At 60.7% G+C, this 20891-nt stretch carries 19 protein-coding genes; 11 read left to right on the top strand and 8 right to left on the bottom strand.

The features are described 5' to 3' along the window. Positions 1–39 precede the first annotated feature (39 nt). Positions 40–1053, top strand: a complete 1014-nt coding sequence (gene hemB, locus HV782_RS28125) for a porphobilinogen synthase (RefSeq protein ID WP_128613824.1) — start codon at positions 40–42, stop codon at positions 1051–1053. Between the two features lie 18 nt (positions 1054–1071). Then, complete coding sequence (gene ppk1, locus HV782_RS28120) at positions 1072–3297, top strand: polyphosphate kinase 1 (RefSeq protein ID WP_128613825.1); 2226 nt, start codon at positions 1072–1074, stop codon at positions 3295–3297. 241 nt (positions 3298–3538) lie between these two features. On the opposite strand, the gene ppx is transcribed toward ppk1, so the two are convergent. The 5 genes from ppx to HV782_RS28095 all read right to left on the bottom strand — a co-directional run bounded on the left by ppx (position 3539) and on the right by HV782_RS28095 (position 8095). After that, positions 3539–5041, bottom strand: coding sequence for an exopolyphosphatase (gene ppx / locus HV782_RS28115; protein ID WP_128613826.1), 1503 nt, complete (start codon positions 5039–5041; stop codon positions 3539–3541). Positions 5042–5248: 207 nt separating this feature from the next. Beyond that, positions 5249–5986 (bottom strand): amino acid ABC transporter ATP-binding protein, encoded by a 738-nt coding sequence (locus tag HV782_RS28110; protein ID WP_095186877.1) that lies wholly within the window; start codon positions 5984–5986, stop codon positions 5249–5251. Beyond that, positions 5973–6623 carry an amino acid ABC transporter permease gene (locus HV782_RS28105; protein ID WP_123469729.1) on the bottom strand — a complete coding sequence of 217 codons (651 nt, stop codon included), beginning with the start codon at positions 6621–6623 and terminating at the stop codon, positions 5973–5975. Before HV782_RS28105 ends, HV782_RS28110 begins: the two co-directional genes overlap by 14 nt. Continuing rightward, positions 6620–7288 carry an amino acid ABC transporter permease gene (locus tag HV782_RS28100; RefSeq protein WP_128613828.1) on the bottom strand — a complete coding sequence of 223 codons (669 nt, stop codon included), beginning with the start codon at positions 7286–7288 and terminating at the stop codon, positions 6620–6622. The genes HV782_RS28105 and HV782_RS28100 overlap by 4 nt, the downstream gene beginning before the upstream one ends. A gap of 21 nt (positions 7289–7309) precedes the next feature. Beyond that, positions 7310–8095, bottom strand: a complete 786-nt coding sequence (locus HV782_RS28095; RefSeq protein ID WP_186744054.1) for a transporter substrate-binding domain-containing protein — start codon at positions 8093–8095, stop codon at positions 7310–7312. 256 nt (positions 8096–8351) lie between these two features. Between HV782_RS28095 and HV782_RS28090 the strand changes: the two genes are divergently transcribed. The 6 genes from HV782_RS28090 to HV782_RS28065 all read left to right on the top strand — a co-directional run bounded on the left by HV782_RS28090 (position 8352) and on the right by HV782_RS28065 (position 15632). Continuing rightward, a complete protein-coding gene (locus HV782_RS28090; protein WP_186744064.1) occupies positions 8352–9059 on the top strand; it encodes a FadR/GntR family transcriptional regulator in 708 nt (235 codons plus the stop codon). A 120-nt stretch (positions 9060–9179) separates the two neighbouring features. Further along, complete coding sequence (trxA, locus tag HV782_RS28085; RefSeq protein ID WP_003206727.1) at positions 9180–9509, top strand: thioredoxin TrxA; 330 nt, start codon at positions 9180–9182, stop codon at positions 9507–9509. Positions 9510–9756: 247 nt separating this feature from the next. Next, the gene (gene rho, locus HV782_RS28080) at positions 9757–11016 is read left to right on the top strand and encodes a transcription termination factor Rho (protein WP_003229334.1); all 1260 of its coding nucleotides are present in this window, start codon (positions 9757–9759) and stop codon (positions 11014–11016) included. A gap of 139 nt (positions 11017–11155) precedes the next feature. After that, positions 11156–13117 (top strand): acyltransferase family protein, encoded by a 1962-nt coding sequence (locus HV782_RS28075; protein ID WP_186744066.1) that lies wholly within the window; start codon positions 11156–11158, stop codon positions 13115–13117. An 80-nt stretch (positions 13118–13197) separates the two neighbouring features. Beyond that, positions 13198–14664 carry a 4-hydroxy-3-polyprenylbenzoate decarboxylase gene (gene ubiD, locus HV782_RS28070; protein WP_003229330.1) on the top strand — a complete coding sequence of 489 codons (1467 nt, stop codon included), beginning with the start codon at positions 13198–13200 and terminating at the stop codon, positions 14662–14664. Continuing rightward, entirely contained in the window at positions 14664–15632 is a 969-nt protein-coding gene (locus tag HV782_RS28065; protein WP_186744068.1) for a CDP-6-deoxy-delta-3,4-glucoseen reductase, read from the top strand. The genes ubiD and HV782_RS28065 overlap by 1 nt, the downstream gene beginning before the upstream one ends. Before the next feature lie 25 nt (positions 15633–15657). Here HV782_RS28065 and HV782_RS28060 read toward each other — a convergent pair whose 3' ends face one another. After that, positions 15658–16134 (bottom strand): sn-glycerol-3-phosphate transporter, encoded by a 477-nt coding sequence (locus tag HV782_RS28060; protein ID WP_128615282.1) that lies wholly within the window; start codon positions 16132–16134, stop codon positions 15658–15660. Between the two features lie 354 nt (positions 16135–16488). Between HV782_RS28060 and HV782_RS28055 the strand changes: the two genes are divergently transcribed. Next, complete coding sequence (locus tag HV782_RS28055) at positions 16489–17157, top strand: gamma-glutamylcyclotransferase (RefSeq protein ID WP_123469719.1); 669 nt, start codon at positions 16489–16491, stop codon at positions 17155–17157. On the opposite strand, the gene glpT is transcribed toward HV782_RS28055, so the two are convergent. Next, positions 17133–18482: a glycerol-3-phosphate transporter gene (gene glpT / locus HV782_RS28050; protein ID WP_122596666.1), complete on the bottom strand. Its 1350-nt coding sequence runs from the start codon at positions 18480–18482 to the stop codon at positions 17133–17135. The genes HV782_RS28055 and glpT overlap by 25 nt on opposite strands. 225 nt (positions 18483–18707) lie before the next feature. Here glpT and HV782_RS28045 point away from each other — a divergent pair, with 225 nt between their 5' ends. Beyond that, the gene (locus HV782_RS28045; protein ID WP_128615280.1) at positions 18708–19337 is read left to right on the top strand and encodes a flagellar basal body-associated protein FliL; all 630 of its coding nucleotides are present in this window, start codon (positions 18708–18710) and stop codon (positions 19335–19337) included. 14 nt (positions 19338–19351) lie between these two features. On the opposite strand, the gene HV782_RS28040 is transcribed toward HV782_RS28045, so the two are convergent. Then, complete coding sequence (locus HV782_RS28040) at positions 19352–20329, bottom strand: NADPH:quinone oxidoreductase family protein (RefSeq protein WP_186744070.1); 978 nt, start codon at positions 20327–20329, stop codon at positions 19352–19354. 150 nt (positions 20330–20479) lie between these two features. On the opposite strand from HV782_RS28040, the gene HV782_RS28035 reads away from it, so the two are divergent. Beyond that, complete coding sequence (locus HV782_RS28035; RefSeq protein WP_177490592.1) at positions 20480–20887, top strand: flagellar basal body-associated protein FliL; 408 nt, start codon at positions 20480–20482, stop codon at positions 20885–20887. Positions 20888–20891: the final 4 nt, after the last annotated feature.

The raw sequence follows: 20891 nt of genomic DNA, 5'->3' as shown, positions 1-20891 counted from the left end.
TGTCACGCTCGCCCGTTTGCGCGGGCTCAGGAGTCTGCCGTGAGCTTTACCCCTGCCAACCGTTTGTTCCCAGCCACCCGCCTGCGCCGCAATCGCCGTGATGATTTTTCGCGTCGGCTGGTGCGGGAAAATGTGCTGACGGTCGATGATCTGATCCTGCCGGTGTTCGTGCTCGACGGTGAAAACCGCCGCGAAGCCGTGGCCTCGATGCCGGGTGTGGAACGGTTGACCATCGACCTGCTGCTCGAAGAAGCGGCGAAATGGGTCGAACTGGGGATTCCGGCGCTGGCCCTGTTCCCGGTCACGCCTGCAGCACTCAAATCCCTCGACGCCGCTGAAGCCTGGAACCCTCAAGGCATCGCCCAGCGCGCCACCCGCGCCCTGCGTGAGCGCTTCCCGGAGCTGGGCGTGATCACCGACGTCGCGCTCGACCCGTTCACCACCCACGGTCAGGACGGCATCCTCGACGAAGACGGCTATGTGCAGAACGACATCACTGTCGACGCACTGGTCCGTCAGGCCCTGTCCCATGCCGAAGCCGGTGCCCAGGTGGTTGCGCCGTCGGACATGATGGACGGTCGCATTCAGGCGATCCGCGAAGCGCTGGAAGTCGCCGGCCATGTCAACGTGCGGATCATGGCCTACTCGGCCAAGTACGCCAGCGCCTATTACGGCCCGTTCCGCGATGCAGTCGGTTCGGCCTCGAACCTCGGCAAGGCGAACAAGGCTTCTTATCAGATGGACCCGGCCAACAGCGACGAAGCGCTGCACGAAGTCGGCGCCGACTTGTCTGAAGGCGCGGACATGGTCATGGTCAAACCGGGCATGCCGTACCTCGACATTCTTTTCCGGGTAAAAGATGCCTTCAAAGTGCCGACCTTCGTCTATCAGGTCAGCGGCGAATACGCCATGCACATGGCGGCGATCGAGAATGGCTGGTTGAGCGAGGCGGTGATTCTCGAATCACTGACCGCCTTTAAACGTGCCGGCGCTGATGGCATCCTGACTTACTTTGCTGTCCGCGCCGCTCAATTGTTACGAGAGCAGAAATAGCCCTCCCAGGAACATTCGATGAATACCGAAGGACTCACAGAAGTTGCAGTAAAAGAAGCTCAGCCGGTGGTGGAACAAATCACCGAAACCCCGCCGGAACTGGAGCCTGCGCCACCGGCGCCGGTCACCGAAACCGTCGCGGCGGCGCCAGTGATTGCGATCCCGGGCCTGGATGACAGCAGCCTGTATATCCACCGCGAGCTTTCGCAACTGCAGTTCAACATCCGCGTGCTGGAACAGGCGCTGGACGAGTCCTATCCGTTGCTGGAGCGGCTGAAGTTCCTGCTGATCTTTTCCAGCAACCTCGACGAATTCTTCGAAATCCGCGTCGCCGGCCTGAAGAAGCAGATCACCTTCGCCCGTGAACAGGCCGGTGCCGACGGCCTGCAGCCGCATCAGGCGCTGGCGCGGATCAGCGAACTGGTCCACGGCCACGTTGACCGTCAGTACGCGATCCTCAACGACATCCTGTTGCCGGAGCTGGAAAAGCACCAGGTGCGCTTCATCCGTCGCCGCCACTGGACGACCAAGATCAAAACCTGGGTACGTCGTTATTTCCGCGACGAGATCGCACCGATCATCACCCCGATCGGCCTCGACCCGACGCACCCGTTCCCGTTGCTGGTGAACAAGAGCCTGAACTTCATCGTTGAGCTGGAAGGTATCGACGCCTTTGGTCGCGATTCCGGTCTGGCGATCATACCGGCGCCGCGTCTGCTGCCACGGATCATCAAGGTGCCGGAAGAAGTCGGCGGCGCTGGCGACAACTATGTGTTCCTGTCGTCGATGATCCACGCCCACGCCGACGACCTGTTCCAAGGCATGAAGGTCAAGGGTTGCTACCAGTTCCGCCTGACCCGAAACGCCGACCTGTCGCTCGATTCCGAAGACGTCGAAGACCTTGCGCGCGCCCTGCGTGGCGAGCTGTTCTCGCGTCGCTATGGTGATGCGGTGCGTTTGGAAGTGGCCGACACCTGCCCGAAACACCTGTCGGACTACCTGCTCAAGCAGTTCAACCTGAGCGAGACCGAGCTGTATCAGGTCAACGGCCCGGTCAACCTGACCCGCCTGTTCAGCATCACCGGTCTGGACAGCCATCCGGAGCTGCAATACACGCCGTTCACCCCGCAGATCCCGAAACTGCTGCAGAACAGCGAGAACATTTTCAGCGTTGTCAGCAAACAGGACATCCTGCTGCTGCACCCGTTCGAGTCGTTCACCCCGGTGGTCGACCTGCTGCGTCAAGCGGCGAAAGACCCGCATGTGTTGGCGGTGCGCCAGACCCTGTACCGGTCCGGCGCCAACTCCGAGATCGTCGATGCGCTGGTGGACGCCGCGCGTAACGGCAAGGAAGTGACCGCGGTCATCGAACTGCGCGCACGCTTCGACGAAGAATCCAACCTGCAACTGGCCAGCCGTCTGCAAGCGGCCGGTGCGGTGGTGATTTACGGCGTGGTTGGCTTCAAGACCCACGCCAAGATGATGCTGATCCTGCGTCGCGAGGCCGGCGAGATTGTGCGTTACGCACACCTGGGCACCGGTAACTACCACGCCGCCAATGCCCGTCTGTACACCGACTACAGCCTGCTGACTTCCGATGACGCCCTGTGCGAAGACGTCGGCAAACTGTTCAGCCAGTTGATCGGCATGGGCAAGACGCTGCGCATGAAAAAGCTGCTGCATGCGCCGTTTACCCTGAAGAAGGGCATGCTCGACATGATCACCCGCGAGACGCAGTTTGCCCTCGACGGCAAACCGGCGCACATCATCGCCAAGTTCAACTCGCTGACCGATCCGAAGATCATCCGCGCGCTGTACAAGGCCAGCCAGTCCGGCGTGCGCATTGATCTGGTGGTGCGTGGCATGTGCTGCCTGCGGCCGGGCATCGCCGGGGTTTCGCACAACATCCACGTGCGCTCGATCATCGGCCGCTTCCTCGAGCACACCCGGGTGTTCTACTTCCTCAACGGTGGCGAGGAGCAAATGTTCCTCTCCAGTGCCGACTGGATGGAGCGCAACCTCGACAAGCGCGTCGAGACTTGCTTCCCGGTCGAAGGCAAGAAGCTGCTGACCCGCGTCAAGAAAGAGCTGGAGCTGTACCTGACCGACAACACCCACAGCTGGAGCCTGCAGTCGGATGGCCGTTACATCCGCAACACGCCAACCGGTAATCAGAACCCGCGCAGTGCGCAGGCGACGTTGCTGGAACGTCTGGGCAGCCCGATTTTGCCGGTGAGCAGTTGAGGCCTTGAAAGTCAAAAGCCCCTCACCCTAACCCTCTCCCATCGGGAGAGGGGACTGACCGAGGTGTTTCGAGCTATACGTCGACCTGAGCTACCGAGTCGAACTCAGGCCTTGAAGCCAGCGGAGATCGGCGCCCTCTCCCTCGGGAGAGGGCTGGGGTGAGGGTTAACCTCCGCCCCAAGTCGAACCGAATAAAAAAGGCGATCCAGAAGGATCGCCTTTTTTGCACCTGAGATTTAACTCAGTGAACGGTGAGGACAATCCCCACCCGCGTCAGCCACTCGGCCTCAAGCCCGAAATCCGCCTGAGTCAGCTGGTTTTCATCCAGCCAGTTTTCCGGGAATTCCACATCAAGGCTGTCGCCCTTGGCGTGCAATGCCACCTGCGGCATCGCCTGGGTGCCCCGGATGTGGTGGAACAGGATCGCAAAGCGCAGCAGCACGCAGAGGCGAATCAGCTTGTCGCCGTCGTCACCGAACTCGGCGAATTTATCCTTGGGAATGTTGCGGCGATGGCCACGTACCAGCAGGGCGAGCATTTGCTGGTCTTCGCGGGAGAACCCGGCGAGGTCCGAATGCTCGATCAGGTAAGCGCCATGTTTGTGGTACTGATAGTGAGCGATGTCGAGCCCGACTTCGTGCACTTTCGCCGCCCAGCCCAGGAGTTCGCGCCAGATACCGTCATCCAGCTCCCAGTCGGCTGCGACTTGATCGAAGGCATGCAGCGCCTTGCGCTCGACCCGCGCCGCTTGTTCCAGGTCGACGTGATAACGCTCCATCAGCGAGGTCAGGGTGCGTTCGCGCACGTCTTCGTGGTGATGGCGACCCAGCAGGTCGTAGAGCACGCCTTCGCGTAAGGCACCGTCGCAGTGATCCATGCGTTGCAGTTCGAGGGCGTCGAAGATCGCTTCGAGAATCGCCAGGCCCGCCGGGAAGATCGTCCGGCGATCAGGCTTGATGCCTTCGAAATCGATCTTGTCGACATCGCCGAGTTTGAACAGGCGGCGCTTGAGCCAGGCCAGGCCTTCGGCGTTCACTTCGCCCGTGCCATGCCCGCCGGCCTTCAGCGCCAGGCCGATGGCGCGGATGGTGCCCGAGGAGCCGATGGCTTCATCCCAGGTCAGGCGGTGCAGGGCGTGCTCGATGCTCATGATCTCCAGTCGCGCTGCGGTGTACGCCTGGGCGTAGCGGGCCGGGGTGATCTTGCCGTCCTTGAAGTAGCGTTGGGTGAAGCTGACGCAACCCATCTGCAGGCTTTCGCGCAGCAGCGGTTCGAATCTTTGCCCAATGATGAATTCGGTACTGCCGCCGCCAATGTCGGCGACCAGTCGTTTGCCCGGGGTGTCGGCGAGGGTGTGCGAGACGCCCAGATAGATCAGGCGCGCTTCTTCACGCCCGGAGATGACTTCCACCGGATGGCCGAGGATCTCTTCTGCGCGGCGGATGAATTCGCCACGGTTGCGGGCCTCACGCAGGGCGTTGGTGCCGACAATGCGCACGGCGCCCAGCGGCATACCGTTGATCAGTTGGGCAAACCGCTTGAGACAATCGAGGCCGCGCTGCATCGATTCTTCGTTGAGATGGCGCTCATCGTCGATGCCGGCGGCGAGCTGAACCTTCTCTCCGAGGCGCTCCAGGATACGGATTTCACCGTTCTGGGCCTTGGCCACGACCATGTGAAAGCTGTTGGAGCCCAGGTCGATTGCGGCGATCAGGGACAGATTCTTGGCTTGGGATTGCGGCATGGTCAGGGGGTCTCGGTCGATAACCCCGACATCGTGCCACGATCAAACGCTGGCGCCAACGCGCACGGTTCAAACCCTTGATTCAGCGCAGAAAGTCTGGAGATCGCGGCGCGGCCATTGGCGAGCAGGCTCGCTCCCACAGGTGAGCGCATTCCAATGTGGGAGCGAACTTGCTCGCGAAGAGGGCATCACTGCCTAAGAAGATCTTCAGGCTGTCGCTTCCACCGTACCAATGAAATTCGCCAACTCCGCCGTCTGCGGATTGGCAAACAACACCTTCGGATCCCCCACCTCATGCACTTTGCCGTGATGCATGAACACCAACTTATCCCCAACCTCCCGGGCAAAGCGCATTTCGTGGGTGACCATGATCAGCGTCATGCCTTCCTTGGCCAGTTGCCGCACCACGCTGAGCACTTCGTTGACCAGCTCCGGGTCCAGCGCCGACGTGATCTCATCGCACAGCAGCACCTTGGGCGACATCGCCAGCGCCCGGGCAATCGCCACGCGCTGCTGCTGACCGCCGGAGAGGCGATCCGGAAACGCATCGAACTTCTCCCCCAGGCCCACGCGTTCGAGCATCTTGCGCGCCAGTTCGGCCGCCTTGGCCTTGGGCACTTTCTGCACCACTTGCGGCGCGAGCATCACGTTCTCGCCCACAGTCAGGTGGGGGAACAGGTTGAACTGCTGGAACACCATGCCGACTTTCTGCCGCAGGCTGCGCAGGTCGGCGCGGGCAGCGTCGAGGTATTCGCCGTCGACTTCGATCACCCCGTCATTGATCGACTCCAGGCCGTTGAGTGTACGCAGCAGGGTGGATTTGCCCGAGCCGCTGCGGCCGATGATCGCCACCACCTGACCTTCTTCGACGCTGAGGTCGATGCCTTTGAGCACGTGGTGGTCGCCGTAATATTTATGCAGGGCGGAAATTCTAAGCAGAGGCATGCAGTCTCCTTTCCAGGTAGCGCGCACTGAGTGACAAGGGGTAGCAGAGCAGGAAGTAGCCGAGGGCGACGAGGCCGTAGACCATGAACGGTTCAAACGTGGCGTTGGCGAGCATGCCGCCGGTCTTGGTCAGTTCGGTGAAGCCGATAATCGAGGTCACCGCCGTGCCCTTGACCACTTGCACCGAGAAGCCCACGGTCGGCGCCACCGCGATACGAAGGGCTTGCGGCAGGATCACGTAGCGCAGTTGCTCCAGCGGATTCAACGCCAGGCTCGACGAGGCTTCCCACTGGCCATGAGGAATCGCTTCGACACAACCACGCCAGATTTCCGCCAGATAGGCACTGGTAAACAGCGTCAGGGCAATCGCCGCCGCCATCCACGGTGAAATCTCGATCCCGGCCAGTGCCACGCCGAAGAACACCAGAAACAGCTGCATCAACAGCGGCGTGCCCTGGAACAGCTCGATCCAGGTGCGGGCGATGTTGCTCGACAGCGGGCTTTTCGAAATGCGCATGACCAGAATCAGCAGCCCGACGATCCCGCCGCCGATGAAGGCCACCAGCGACAACGCCAGCGTCCACTGCAGGCCGGTGAGCAGGTTGCGCAGGATGTCCCAGAAGGTGAAGTCGCTCATTGGCTGCTCCTCGTGAGATAGCGGCGCCCCAGCCAGTTGAGCAACTGGCGGATCAGCAACGCCATGCACAGGTAGATCAGCGTGGTCAGCGCATAGGTTTCAAAGGCGCGGAAATTGCGCGACTGAATGAAGTTGGCGGCAAAGCTCAACTCTTCGGTGGCGATCTGCGAACACACCGCCGACCCGAGCATGACGATGATGATCTGGCTGCTCAGGGCCGGCCAGACCTTACCCAGCGCCGGCAGCAGGACCACGTGGCGGAACGCTTCGAAACGGCTCATGGCCAGCGCCGCTGCGGCCTCCAGTTGCCCGCGCGGGATCGCCTGGATGCCGGCGCGGATGATCTCGGTCGAATACGCACCGAGATTGATCACCATTGCCAGCACGGCTGCCTGCCATTCGGAAATCTGCACGCCGAGGGACGGCAGGCCGAAGAAGATGAAGAACAGTTGCACCAGAAACGGCGTGTTGCGGATCAACTCGACGTAGACGCCGAAAATCGCCGAGAACGGGCGGATGTTCCACGCCCGCACTAGCGCGCCGACGATGCCCACGCCGACCCCGAAGAATGCGCCAATGGCCGTCAGTTCCAGGGTAAACAAGGCGCCGCGCAACAGCAGGTCGGTGTTTTGCAGCACCGGAATGAAATCGAACTGATAAGCCATGTAGGTCTCCCGCGCAGTCGATCAGAGATCGGCCGGCAGCGGCTCTTTCAGCCAGGTCTGTGAATTCTTTTCCAGTGCGCCGTCAGCCTTGGCGGTGGTCAGGATGTCGTTGACCTTGCCCAGCAGCGCCGGCTCGTTCTTGTTCACGCCGACGTAGACCGGCGAATCCTTGAGCTTCACTTTCAGCGCCGGCACGCGTTTCGGGTTCTTTTCGCTGATCGCGACCATCACCACGTTGCCGCTGGCGATCAGGTCAACCTGGCCGGCGAGGTAGGCGGCGATGGTCGAGTTGTTGTCTTCGAAGCGCTTGATGGTCACGCCTTCGGGGGCGACTTTGCTCAGTTCGATGTCTTCGATGGCGCCACGGGTGACACTGATGGTTTTGCCTTTGAGGTCGTCGAGCGTGGTGATGGCGGCATCAGGCGGGCCGAACACGGCGAGGTAGAACGGGGCGTAGGCGCGGGAGAAGTCGATGACTTTCTCGCGATCCGGATTTTTACCGAGGCTGGAGATCACCAGATCGACCTTGCCGGTGGTGAGGAACGGGATGCGGTTGGTGCTGTTGACCGGGGTCAGTTCGAGTTTGACCTTCAGTTGATCGGCCAGCAGTTTCGCTGTGTCGATGTCCAGGCCACGGGGCTTCATGTCCGGGCCGACCGAGCCGAACGGCGGGAAGTCCTGGGGCACGGCGACTTTCAATGTGCCGCGTTTGACCACGTCATCCAGCGCGTCGGCGTGGGCGGGTATCTGGCTGAGCAACAGGCTGGAAAACAGGGCGGCGAGGAGGGCGCGGTAACGCAGGGTCATGGCAAATCTCCGGATCGGCGGGAAGTGATTTCTGCGATCGGACAGAGCATGGGGCGTGCCAATACTCGGGTTTCCCCCGCGCAGGCCGCGGTTTTGGCGGATTTGTTCGGTCTTACTGGTCTGAACAGTCAGGTTGTTTTTCGCACTCCGATAGCGCATTGGTGTACGGCGCCGAACCCTGCTGGGGCACGACTTGCCGGCGTCAGCGAATAGCTTTACAACTAGCCGCACCTTGGCCTGGTTCGTCTGGAAAACCATGAACTCGATCTCCCGTGCCGTACCCGAAGTGGCGCTGCAAGCCATCCGCAAACTGATCACCGAACAGGGTTTCGGTGCGGGCGATGCGTTGCCGTCGCAACGGGACCTGGCCTTGCAGTTGGGCGTCAGCCGGGCTTCATTGCGCGAGGCGCTGTCGTCGCTGAGTGCGCTCGGTGTGGTCAGCATTCAGCCGGGCAAGGGCGTGTTCGTTCAATCGCCGGTGGAATTGCCGCACGGCAGCCAGGCGCCAGGCTGGCCCTTTGCGGCACAGGCTTCGCCGCTGGATATCTTTCAGCTGCGCTATGCGCTGGAAGGCTTTGCCGCCGGGCTGGCGGCGGTCACGCTGAGCACGCTTGATCTGGATGCGCTGGAGGACAACGTTGCCGCGATGCGCGAGCAATTGAAGGCGGGTGATTTCGAAGCGGCGGCGAAACTCGACTTCGACTTCCACCGCCGCATCCTGCTGGCCAGCGGCAACCAGGCGATGCTGAGCATCCTCACCGCCAGCGCCGAAATCTTTCTCGAGAGCCAGAAACTACCGTTCATCCGCGCCGAACGGGCGATGGAAACCTGGCAGGAGCACCGCAAGATCCTCCGCGCCCTGGCCCGCCGGTCGTCCGCTGCCGCCCAGAAAGCCATGCAGGAGCACGTGCGCAACGCAGCCTTGCGCACCGGAATCGCCTTCATCGCCCCCGCCACGGCGTGACTTGAGCTATACCCAGACTCATGGGGCGCCATAGCAAGACTCAATCAACTGCAGCTTCCTGAACAAGGGAAGGGCGGCTATGATGGGCCACGTTTTTTTGCTTACAACCTGGAGAATTCCATGAGCAGCGATTTGATCAAACACGTTAGCGACGCCAGCTTCGAAGCCGACGTACTCAAGGCCGAAGGCGCTGTCCTGGTCGACTACTGGGCTGAATGGTGCGGCCCTTGCAAAATGATCGCTCCGGTTCTGGACGAGATTGCCGAGACTTACAAAGGCAAGCTGACCGTCGCCAAACTGAACATCGACGAAAACCAGGAAACCCCGGCCAAGCACGGCGTGCGTGGTATCCCGACGCTGATGCTGTTCAAGAACGGCAACGTTGAAGCGACCAAAGTCGGCGCCCTGTCGAAGTCGCAACTGGCTGCTTTCCTCGACGCCAACATCTAAGCGTCGCGGTAAATCGCTGAAAAAAAGCCCCGCAAATTGCGGGGCTTTTTGCGTATTCAGGGCTAGACGCTCCGAAACTCAGGTGGTACATTCGGCCCCGCACTGGTTTCTCCACTGCCCCCTGCTAGCCGTCGCCGACGCACTCCTTTTCGAACAAGTTCGCGATCCTGTCGCCTTCTCCGCGGCGCGGCCTCATTAAGCCAAAAGCTTAATTTCCCCCCTCCATAAATGATTACGTCATTCCTATATGAATCTGACTGAACTCAAGCAAAAGCCGATTACCGAACTGCTCGAATTGGCCGAACAGATGGGCATAGAAAATATGGCCCGTTCGCGCAAGCAGGACGTGATTTTCTCCCTGCTGAAAAAGCACGCGAAAAGCGGCGAGGAAATCTCCGGTGATGGCGTGCTGGAGATTCTCCAGGACGGCTTCGGCTTCCTGCGCTCCGCTGACGCTTCCTATCTCGCCGGCCCGGACGATATCTACGTCTCGCCGAGCCAGATCCGCCGTTTCAACTTGCGCACCGGTGACACCATCGTTGGCAAGATCCGCCCTCCGAAGGAAGGCGAGCGGTATTTCGCCCTGCTCAAGGTCGACACGATCAACTTCGATCGTCCAGAGAACGCGAAAAACAAGATTCTCTTCGAGAACCTGACCCCGCTGTTCCCGACCGTGCGCATGAAGATGGAAGCCGGTAACGGTTCCACCGAAGACTTGACCGGTCGTGTGATCGACCTGTGCGCCCCGATCGGTAAAGGCCAGCGTGGTCTGATCGTTGCACCGCCGAAAGCCGGCAAGACGATCATGCTGCAGAACATCGCCGCGAACATCGCCCGTAACAACCCTGAAGTTCACCTGATCGTGCTGTTGATCGACGAACGTCCGGAAGAAGTGACCGAAATGCAGCGCACCGTGCGCGGCGAAGTGGTTGCCTCGACCTTTGACGAGCCGCCGACCCGCCACGTCCAGGTGGCTGAAATGGTGATCGAGAAGGCCAAGCGCCTGGTCGAACACAAGAAGGACGTGGTGATCCTGCTCGACTCCATCACCCGTCTGGCCCGTGCCTACAACACCGTGATCCCGAGCTCCGGCAAGGTCCTGACCGGTGGTGTCGATGCTCACGCCCTGGAGAAGCCAAAGCGTTTCTTCGGTGCTGCGCGCAACATCGAAGAAGGCGGCTCGCTGACCATTATCGCCACCGCGCTGGTTGAAACCGGCTCGAAGATGGACGAAGTGATCTACGAAGAGTTCAAGGGTACCGGCAACATGGAGCTGCCTCTGGATCGCAAGATCGCCGAGAAGCGCGTGTTCCCGGCCATCAACATCAACCGTTCCGGCACCCGCCGCGAAGAGTTGCTGACCGCCGACGACGAACTGCAGCGTATGTGGATCCTGCGCAAGCTGCTGCACCCGATGGACGAAGTGGCTGCCATCGAGTTCCTGGTCGACAAGCTGAAAACGACCAAGACCAACGACGAGTTCTTCTTGTCGATGAAGCGCAAGTAATACCCCAGCTGTTTAAAAAGAAGCGCCCGGAAGGGCGCTTTTTTTTGCCTCAGATTATTTGTATATGGATTGAAATGTACGCGGCTGATAACTTTCGCGCTTTCCAGGAACTTTGTATCCAGAACGAGAAAGGTTTTTCATGCACACGTTTGGCAATCGCCGTGATATCGACGGATTACGGGCACTGGCGGTTATTCCCGTCGTACTGTTTCATTTCGGATTCACTACATTCAGCGGCGGTTTTGTCGGCGTTGATGTGTTCTTCGTCATTTCCGGCTTCCTGATCACCTCGATCCTGTTCCGCGAAATCAGCGCACAGCGTTTCAGTTTTCTCGACTTCTGGGGCCGTCGTGCCCGGCGCATTCTGCCGGCGTTGACTGTGGTTGTGGTGGTGACGCTGGCTTTAGGCTGGCTGTTGCTGACAGCCAAAGACCTGGCTGAACTCGGGCGGACGATTCGTTACCAGTCGCTGTTCATTTCCAACATTCTGTTCATGCGTGAAGACGGCTACTTTGCGCCGGCGTCGGAGCTCAAACCGCTGCTGCATACCTGGTCGCTGGCGGTGGAGGAGCAGTACTACATCTTCTTCCCGTTGATGATGGTGTTGCTGATGCGTTATGTCCGTCATTGGCGCTGGATGTTGTTCGCGGTCCTGTTGGTGTCGTTTGGCCTGAACCTCATTTATATCGAACGCCGGCCTGAATTCGCCTTCTTCGCGCTGCCGACCCGCGCCTGGGAGCTGCTCTGCGGAGCAATGCTGGCGGTGCTGCCCGCGTCGAAACACGTCGCACGGCCGTGGCTGCGCCAGTCGGTGGGCGTGGCCGGACTGGCGGCGGTGCTGCTGGCGATATTCACCTTTGACAAGTCCACGGTGTTCCCGGGCTGGGCGGCATTGCTGCCGGTATTGGGCACTACCGCGTTGATCTGGTCGGGCGCGCAAGGTGCGACGTGGGCCAGCCGTCTGTTGAGTGTCCGCGTTCTGGTGTGGGTCGGCCTGCTGTCCTACTCCCTGTATCTGTGGCACTGGCCGGTTTATGTGTATGCCAATGCAATTTCCATCGACGGCATCCAGCCGCTGGAGGCGCTTGGCTGGATGGCCCTGGCGTTGGCCCTGGCCTGGTTGAGTCTGCGTTATATCGAGCTGCCCTTTCGTGAGAAACGAGTGTTCGCCAAGCGGAATTCCATGTTGGTCGGTGGTTTGCTGTCGATCACCGTGCTGGCGATTACCGGCTCGGTGATTAACTCGTCAGACGGTGTGCCACAGCGTCTGACCGGCAAGGCGCTGGAATACGCGCAATCGCGGGAGTGGAAGGCCGGGCAAGCGGATTGCATGCAGCTGAGCACGGACAAAACGCTGGACAAGGCCTGTCGGTTGGGCGGCGATGAACAGGTCGCTCCGACCAAGATGTTCTGGGGCGACAGTCACACGGCGGCACTGTTGCCGGCCATCGCCGGCACTCTCGGTCGCGACGCGCAGCCGGTCTGGTTGTACAGCCTGACGGCTTGCCCGCCGATTGTCGAAGACCGCCTGCGCCCTCAATGCCAGGACTTCAACAAACGCAACATGGCGCTGGTGCTCAGTCGAGGGATCAAGGATGTCGTACTGGCGGCGAACTGGAGCCTGTACATTTATGGTCGCGAAGATGGCGACGGCGACAGACAGTTTCTGCTTGAGCGCAAGGACAGTCCGGCGCAAGCCGAACAGCGTCTGGCTGCCGGGCTCAAGGCGCAAGTGGCTGAGCTGCGCGCGGCTGGTGTGCAAGTCTGGCTGTTCAAGGAAGTGCCGCTGCAGCACAAGAGCTACATCGACCGCCTGACCAGCCTCGCGCGCATCGGGCGCTCGGCGCAAGGGCTCGGTCGCCCGCTCAATGAGCATCTGGCGCGCCAGCGGTTCTTCACCGAGCTGTTCGGCTCGATGAGTGCGGCGGACCCCGGCGTGCATGTTATCGACCCGACCTCGCTGATGTGCAAGGACGGCCTCTGCGCCATTGATGTCGATGGCCACTCGCAGTACAAGGATGCCGACCATCTTTCGGACGTGGGCAGTGCCAGACTGAGCCCGCTGTTTGCACCATTGCTGCTGGGTACTAGCCACAATTGAGCGATCCCGGGCGCTGACGGGCTGCTGTTTGCCCGTCAGAGCAGGTAGGATGTACGCCTATTTTGAGGGTGCCATCGTCAATGAAATTCAAGGATCTTCGGGATTTCGTGCAGCAGCTTGAGCAGCGCGGAGAGTTGAAACGCATCCAGATTCCCGTCTCGCCGGTGCTGGAAATGACCGAGGTGTGCGACCGCACGCTACGGGCCAAGGGCCCGGCGCTGCTGTTCGAGAAACCCACCGGCTACGACATTCCGGTGCTCGGCAACCTGTTCGGCACCCCCGAGCGGGTCGCCATGGGCATGGGCGCCGAGTCGGTCAGCGAGCTGCGCGAAATCGGCAAGCTGCTGGCCTTCCTCAAGGAGCCGGAGCCGCCGAAGGGCTTGAAGGACGCGTGGTCGAAACTGCCGATCTTCCGCAAGATCATCTCGATGGCGCCGAAAGTCGTTAAAGACGCGGTGTGCCAGGAAGTGGTCATCGAAGGCGACGATGTCGATCTGGCGATGCTGCCGGTGCAGACCTGCTGGCCCGGCGACGTCGGCCCGCTGATCACCTGGGGCCTGACCGTCACCAAAGGCCCGAACAAGGACCGCCAGAACCTCGGTATCTACCGTCAGCAAGTGATCGGCCGCAACAAGGTGATCATGCGCTGGCTCAGCCACCGTGGTGGCGCGCTGGACTTCCGTGAGTGGTGCGAGAAGCATCCGGGCCAGCCGTTCCCGGTGTCCGTGGCCCTCGGTGCCGATCCGGCGACCATCCTCGGTGCCGTAACGCCAGTGCCGGACAGCCTTTCCGAATACGCCTTTGCCGGCCTGCTGCGGGGTAACCGCACCGAACTGGTCAAGTGCCGCGGCAACGACCTGCAAGTCCCGGCCACCGCCGAGATCATCCTCGAAGGCGTGATCCATCCGGGCGAAATGGCCGACGAAGGCCCATACGGCGACCACACCGGCTACTACAACGAAGTCGACAGCTTCCCGGTGTTCACCGTCGAGCGCATCACCCACCGGATCAAACCGATCTACCACAGCACCTACACCGGCCGTCCGCCGGATGAGCCGGCGATCCTTGGCGTGGCGTTGAACGAAGTGTTCGTGCCGATCCTGCAGAAGCAGTTCCCGGAGATCACCGACTTCTACCTGCCGCCGGAAGGCTGCTCGTACCGCATGGCCGTGGTGACGATGAAGAAGTCGTATCCGGGGCATGCCAAGCGCGTGATGCTCGGTGTCTGGTCGTTTTTGCGACAGTTCATGTACACCAAGTTCGTTATCGTCACTGACGACGATATCAACGCCCGGGACTGGAACGACGTGATCTGGGCCATCACCACGCGCATGGACCCCAAGCGCGACACGGTGATGATCGACAACACGCCGATCGACTACCTCGACTTTGCCTCGCCGGTCTCCGGCCTGGGCTCGAAAATGGGCCTGGATGCCACCCACAAGTGGCCGGGCGAAACCACCCGCGAGTGGGGCCGCGTGATCGTCAAGGACGACGCCGTCACCCAGCGGATCGATGCCATCTGGAATCAGTTAGGAATAGATTGATGCGTGTAACCCTGCAGCCCTCCGGAGCGGTGCTTGAGATACAGCCCGGTGAGCGGATTCTCGACGGTGCGCGGCGCCTGGGCTACGACTGCCCGCAAAGCTGCCGCAATGGCAACTGCCACGTGTGTGCGGCGTTGCTGGTCGAAGGCCGGGTCGAACAGGCCGGCAAGGTGCACGACCACGGCGAGTTCTACACTTGCATAGCCGAGCCGCTGGAAGACTGCATCCTGTTGTGGGATGGCGTGCTGGCGTTGGGAGAACTGCCGGTGCGCAGCCTGTCGTGTCAGGTCATCGAATGCCGGGACGTTGGCGGTGACACCTGGCGTGTACGTCTGCGGGCGCCGGCCGGTAAACCGCCGCGCTATCACGCCGGACAGTACCTGATGATCGAGCGCGAGAGCGGCGAGAAGTCGGCGTTCTCCATGGCCTCGGCGCCGCACGGCGGGCGTGATCTGGAAATCCACGTGCTGGCGCGTGAAGCCAGTGCGCTGAGCCTGATCGAACAGTTGCAACGCAACCCGCTGGTGCGCGTCGAACTGCCGTTTGGCGACACCCACCTCGCCGAATTGCCTGACGGGCCGCTGGTGCTGATCGCCGCCGGTACCGGCATGGGCCAGATTCACAGCCTGATCGAACACTGCCGCGCCAACGGCTTCAAACACCCGGTGCATCTGTACTGGGGCGTGCGCCGTCCGGAAGATTTCTACGCCATCGAGCATTGGGACGAATGGCTGAAACTGCCCAATCTGTTCCTGCACAAAGTCGTCAGCGACCAGTGCGGTTGGGAAGGGCGCTGCGGGATGTTGCACCAGGCCGTGTGTGAAGACTTTGCGGATCTGAAGCCGCTGCACGTCTACGCCAGCGGCTCGCCGGCAATGGTTTACGGTACGCTGGATGCGCTGGTGGAAGCCGGGATGGATGCACACCAGATGCGCGCGGACGTGTTTGCCTATGCGCCGCGCTCTTGAGCCGCACGAGCGTTGAGCCCAATCCCTAGAAACGTACGCCGGTCGTCACCATCGCCGCGTTGGCGCCGAGAAACACCAGCTCGGCCGCCAGCGGGCCGTAGTGAGTACCGACGGACGGAATGATTACCGGCGCCACGCCGAAGCGGTTCAACGGGATCTTGTCCTTGTAATCACCGCGATAACCCTGCAACAGGCCGCCGGTGACTTTCAGATACACCGGATACTCCCGGCTGTCATAGCGCTTGCCGACATAGGCGTAGTTCGAGCGCTGGCTGAATGAGTTGCGAAAAGTTGCCCCGCCCAATACCCAGCCGGAAGCCTGATTGCGTTCGATGCCGATCAAGTCCTGATGATTATTGTGTTCAGGGTCGGGCGAGTAATGGCGGGTATAGACACTGGTTTGTGCGTACCAGAAGCCATCGTCTTTTTGTGAATCATTGGTGGCCAGAGCCTGGCCGGTCTGAAGCAATAACAGTGCGGCCAAAAGCCTGGGTGCGTTCATGTTGCAGCCTCGGTTAAACGGGATGGCTTGCGCCAGAAGAAGGCCGTTATACGTAGGCGTTCAGCGACTGGAAAGACATAAAGTCCGACATTCTAGTAGGAAAATTCCTGCGTTTTCTTGAACCGTTCCTGAACAAGGGAAGGCTTATGCATATTTCATTCGGGTATTTAAGATATTCCTGCAATGGTATTAGGCTATATAAAAGCCGTTAACCGGGACCGCTAATCTCGATTTAACGCTATTGAGCCAGTCATACATCCTTTAGCACTTTTCGTTTTACAGTTACTGCTATATGTTCTATCCAGCGAATTGTGCTTACATCTTGTAATACTTGCGGGGCCGAACATTTCCGTCATGACAGCCATTGAATCTGCTTTTGTGAATCTGGCTTACCCTCCGCGGCTCGATCTTGGGCCGCAGCTGACCCACGAACAACTTCTCGTCTCGATGCAATCGACCATGGCGCGCCACAAGGGCGGACCGGTGTGGCTGTTCGCTTACGGGTCGCTGATCTGGCGTCCGGAATGTACGGCAGTGGAGCGGGTGCGCGGGCGAGTCCATGGCTACCACCGCGGTTTGTACCTGTGGTCGCATGAGCATCGCGGTACGCCGGAAATGCCCGGGCTGGTGTTCGGTCTGGATCGCGGCGGTTCGTGCAGCGGCTTCGCCTATCGGTTGCCGGAAGAGAACCTCGACAGTGCGCTTTATGCGCTGTGGAAACGCGAGATGCCGTTCCCGTCCTATCGCCCGCACTGGCTCAACTGCCGGCTCGAAGATGGCAGTCAGGTTCAGGCGTTGGGGTTTGTGCTGGAGCGACACCTGCCCAGCTACGCCGGCAACCTGCCGGATCACGTGCTGAGTCAGGTGTTCGCAAGCGCTTGCGGGCGCTACGGAACCACTCGCGATTATGTCGAGCAGACCGCCCACGCCCTGCGCAGCCACGCCATGCCAGACCGGAATCTGGAGGCGCGGCTCAAGCGCTGTAAATCACAAAGCGATCAAGCGACGGCTTCGCGGCTCTGACTGGCGACTTGCTTGTGCCATAGCGTCGGGGCCAGGAAGGCCATCGACAACAGGCAAGCGCCCACCAGCAGCACAAAACCACCGTCCCAGCCGAAGTGGTCAACGGTGTAGCCCATCGCCGCACTCGCCGCGACCGAACCACCCAAGTAACCGAACAGACCGGTGAAGCCAGCTGCCGTACCGGCGGCTTTCTTCGGCGCCAGTTCCAGCGCCTGCAGACCGATCAGCATCACCGGGCCGTAGATCAGGAAGCCGATCGAGAACAGCGCAATCATGTCCACGGTCGGGTTGCCGGCCGGGTTCAGCCAGTACACCAGCGTTGCGACGGTCACCAGCGCCATGAACACCATGCCGGTCAGGCCACGGTTGCCACGGAAGATCTTGTCCGACATCCAGCCACACAGCAGCGTGCCCGGAATACCCGCCCACTCGTAGAAGAAATAGGCCCACGAGGTTTTATCCACGGTGAAACCCTTGGCTTCCTTGAGGTAGGTCGGCGCCCAGTCCAGCACGCCGTAGCGCAGCAGGTAGACGAAGACGTTGGCCAGTGCGATGTACCAGAGCATTTTGTTGCGCAGCACGTATTTGACGAAGATTTCCTTGGCGCTGAATTCGTCTTCGTGGCTGGCGTCGTAGCCTTCCGGGTAATCGTTCTTGTACTTCTCGATCGGCGGCAGGCCGACCGATTGCGGGGTGTCGCGCATGGTGATGAAGGCAAACACCGCCACGCCCAGCGCCACGGCTGCGGGCACGTAGAACGCTGCGTGCCAGTCGTTGAACAGGCCCATGCCGAGCAGGAACAGCGGACCGATCAGGCCACCGCCGACGTTATGCGCCACGTTCCACACCGAGACCACGCCGCCGCGTTCCTTCTGCGACCACCAGTGCACCATTGTGCGTCCACTCGGTGGCCAGCCCATGCCCTGGGCCCAGCCGTTGATGAACAGCAGGATGAACATCATGGTCACACTGGACGTCGCCCATGGCGCGAAACCGAAAATGAACATCACCCCGGCCGATACCAGCAGGCCGAACGGCAGGAAGTAACGCGGATTGGAACGGTCGGAGACCAGGCCCATCAGGAACTTGGACAGGCCGTAGGCAATGGCGATGGCCGACATCGCCAGACCCAGATCGCCACGGCTGTAGCCTTCGTCGATCAGGTACGGCATGGCCAGGGAGAAGTTTTTGCGCAGCAGGTAGTAACCCGCGTAACCGAAGAAGATACCGGCGAAGATCTGCCAGCGCAGGCGTCGGTAGGTGCTGTCTATTTTTTCTTCAGGCAATGGAGCCTGATGGGCGGCAGGACGAAAGAAAGCAAACATTCAAGAGCTCCAGATTTCTTGTTTTGACTGCGGATGCGAATGTTACAGTTTCGTTACCGAAAATAGCACCGGTTCGCATTGGCAAAACAGCGGAAATGTTGGAAATCGCACTTTCCTTTATGAAGCTGTCGCTCAGCTGTAAGAACAGGGCGTTTTCACCACTTCTGAACATCGGGTGGCTTAGACTCGCGGCCAGTTCAACCGATTGATCAGCCGAGATAAGAAATGCCACTGAAGGTTCGCAGATTGATGCCGAGATTTTTGGTGGCAGCGGGTCTTGCCGTTGTATTACTGACATTGATCATCACCGATCATCCGACTCATTCCGGTCTGCGCAACGCCACGGTGCTGATCATTCGACATGCGGAAAAACCGGCTGAGGGGTCGGCGCTCAATGCCCGAGGCGAACAGCGTGCGGCCGCCTACGTCGACTATTTCAATCCGCTGAAACTCGACGGCCAGACGCTCACCCCCCAGCGTCTGATCGCTGCCGGCGACGTCCCGGAGAGTTCACGTTCGCGTCTGACCCTGACCCCGCTGGCCCAGCGTCTGAACCTTGTGATTGAGCAACCCTACGTCAATGGCGATCTTCATCAACTGGTCAAACTGTTGCGCAAAAGCAATCAGGCGCAAACGGTGTTGATCGCCTGGCATCACGGCCACATCAACAAACTGCTCAAGGCCTTTGGTGGCGACCCCACAGCGTTGATGGGCCAGGAAAAATGGCCGGATGATGTGTTCGACTGGCTGATCGTCCTGCGCTTCGATGAGAACGGGCGGCTCATCCCGTCCCGTAGCGAGAAGGTGCAGGAGCAGCTGTTGCCGGGCGACGCGGCACCATCGCCCGGCGGCTGAGACACGCTACGGTTTCAGCGCACCTGCACCACCACCTTGCCCACAGCCTTGCGCTGCCCCAGATCATTGATCGCCTGCGCCGCGTTGCTCAGCGGATACACCTGCGACACCAGCGGTTTCAGCTTGCCCTCGGCGAACCAGCCGAACAGTTGCTGGAAGTTCGCCGCGTTATCCTGCGGCTGGCGCTGGGCGAAGGAGCCCCAGAACACGCCGACCACTGCCGCACCCTTGAGCAGCGCGAGGTTGACCGGGAACTCGGGGATGCGTCCGCTGGCGAAGCCGACCACCAGCAGCCGGCCGTTCCAGGCGATGGCGCGGATGGCTTGATCGAACAGGTCACCGCCCACCGGGTCGTAGATCACGTCGGCACCCTGGCCATCAGTGAGGCGTTTGATTTCGTCCTTGAGGCTGGTTTCGCTGTAATTGATCAGCTCATCGGCACCGGCAGCCTTGGCCACGGCGAGTTTCTCCGCGCTGCTGGCGGCAGCGATGACGCGGGCACCCATGGCTTTGCCGATTTCCACCGCCGCCAGCCCCACACCGCCAGACGCACCCAGCACCAGCAGGGTTTCGCCCGGTTGCAGGTTCGCCCGTTGTTTAAGGGCGTGCATCGAGGTGCCGTAGGTCATGCTGAACGCGGCGGCGGTGTTGAAATCCATCGACGGCGGGATCGGCAGGACGTTGTAGCCCGGCACCGCGACCTGTTCGGCAAAGCTGCCCCAACCGGTCAAAGCCATGACCCGGTCGCCGACCTTCAAATGGCCGACCTTTTCGCCCACGGCGCTGACCATGCCAGCCGCTTCACCGCCCGGCGAGAACGGGAAGGGCGGCTTGAACTGGTACTTGCCCTCGATGATCAGCGTGTCCGGGAAGTTGACCCCGGCGGCGTGCACCTCCAGCAGAATTTCGTTCTTCTTCGCGACAGGACTGGCGACGTCTTCCAGCACCAGCGATTCGGCAGGGCCGAAGGCTTTGCACAGCACGGCTTTCATCAGGGCTATTCCTTTGGGAGTGATGGCCGATAAGTGTAGGTGTGTCAGTCAACGGGTCAACGAGCATGCCCGACCCTGATAGTCAGCCATAAGCTTGTGCTTGCGCGGCGGGTCGTTATGCTAGGCCGCAAACCGGATAAGGAGCGAATTGTGAAAGCGTGGATCATGTTGTTGCTGGCCCTGTCTCTGCCTGTGGCAGCGCTGGCCGAAGAAGCCAAAGAAGGCGAGGCGCCGAAGGTCAACTACATCACCCTGAGCCCGCCGTTCGTGGGCAACTACGGGCTGGACGGCACGCCGAAGCTGAAGGTCTACAAGGCCGACGTGGCATTGCGCGTGACCGGTGAAGAAGCGACCAAACTGGTCAAGGCCAACGAGCCGCTGATCCGCAATCAACTGGTGGCGCTGTTTACCCAGCAGACCAGCGAGGCGATGAGCAGCATCGAAGGCAAGGAAAAACTGCGTCAGGAAGCCCTGAAGCAGACTCAGCAAGTGATGAACGACGAAACCGGCAAGCCGGTGGTTGAAGACCTGTTGTTCAACAACCTGATCATTCAGTAATCAC

It is taken from the genome of Pseudomonas monsensis (genome assembly GCF_014268495.2).
Classification (GTDB): domain Bacteria; phylum Pseudomonadota; class Gammaproteobacteria; order Pseudomonadales; family Pseudomonadaceae; genus Aquipseudomonas; species Aquipseudomonas monsensis.
This window is presented reverse-complemented; position numbering and strand designations above follow the sequence as displayed.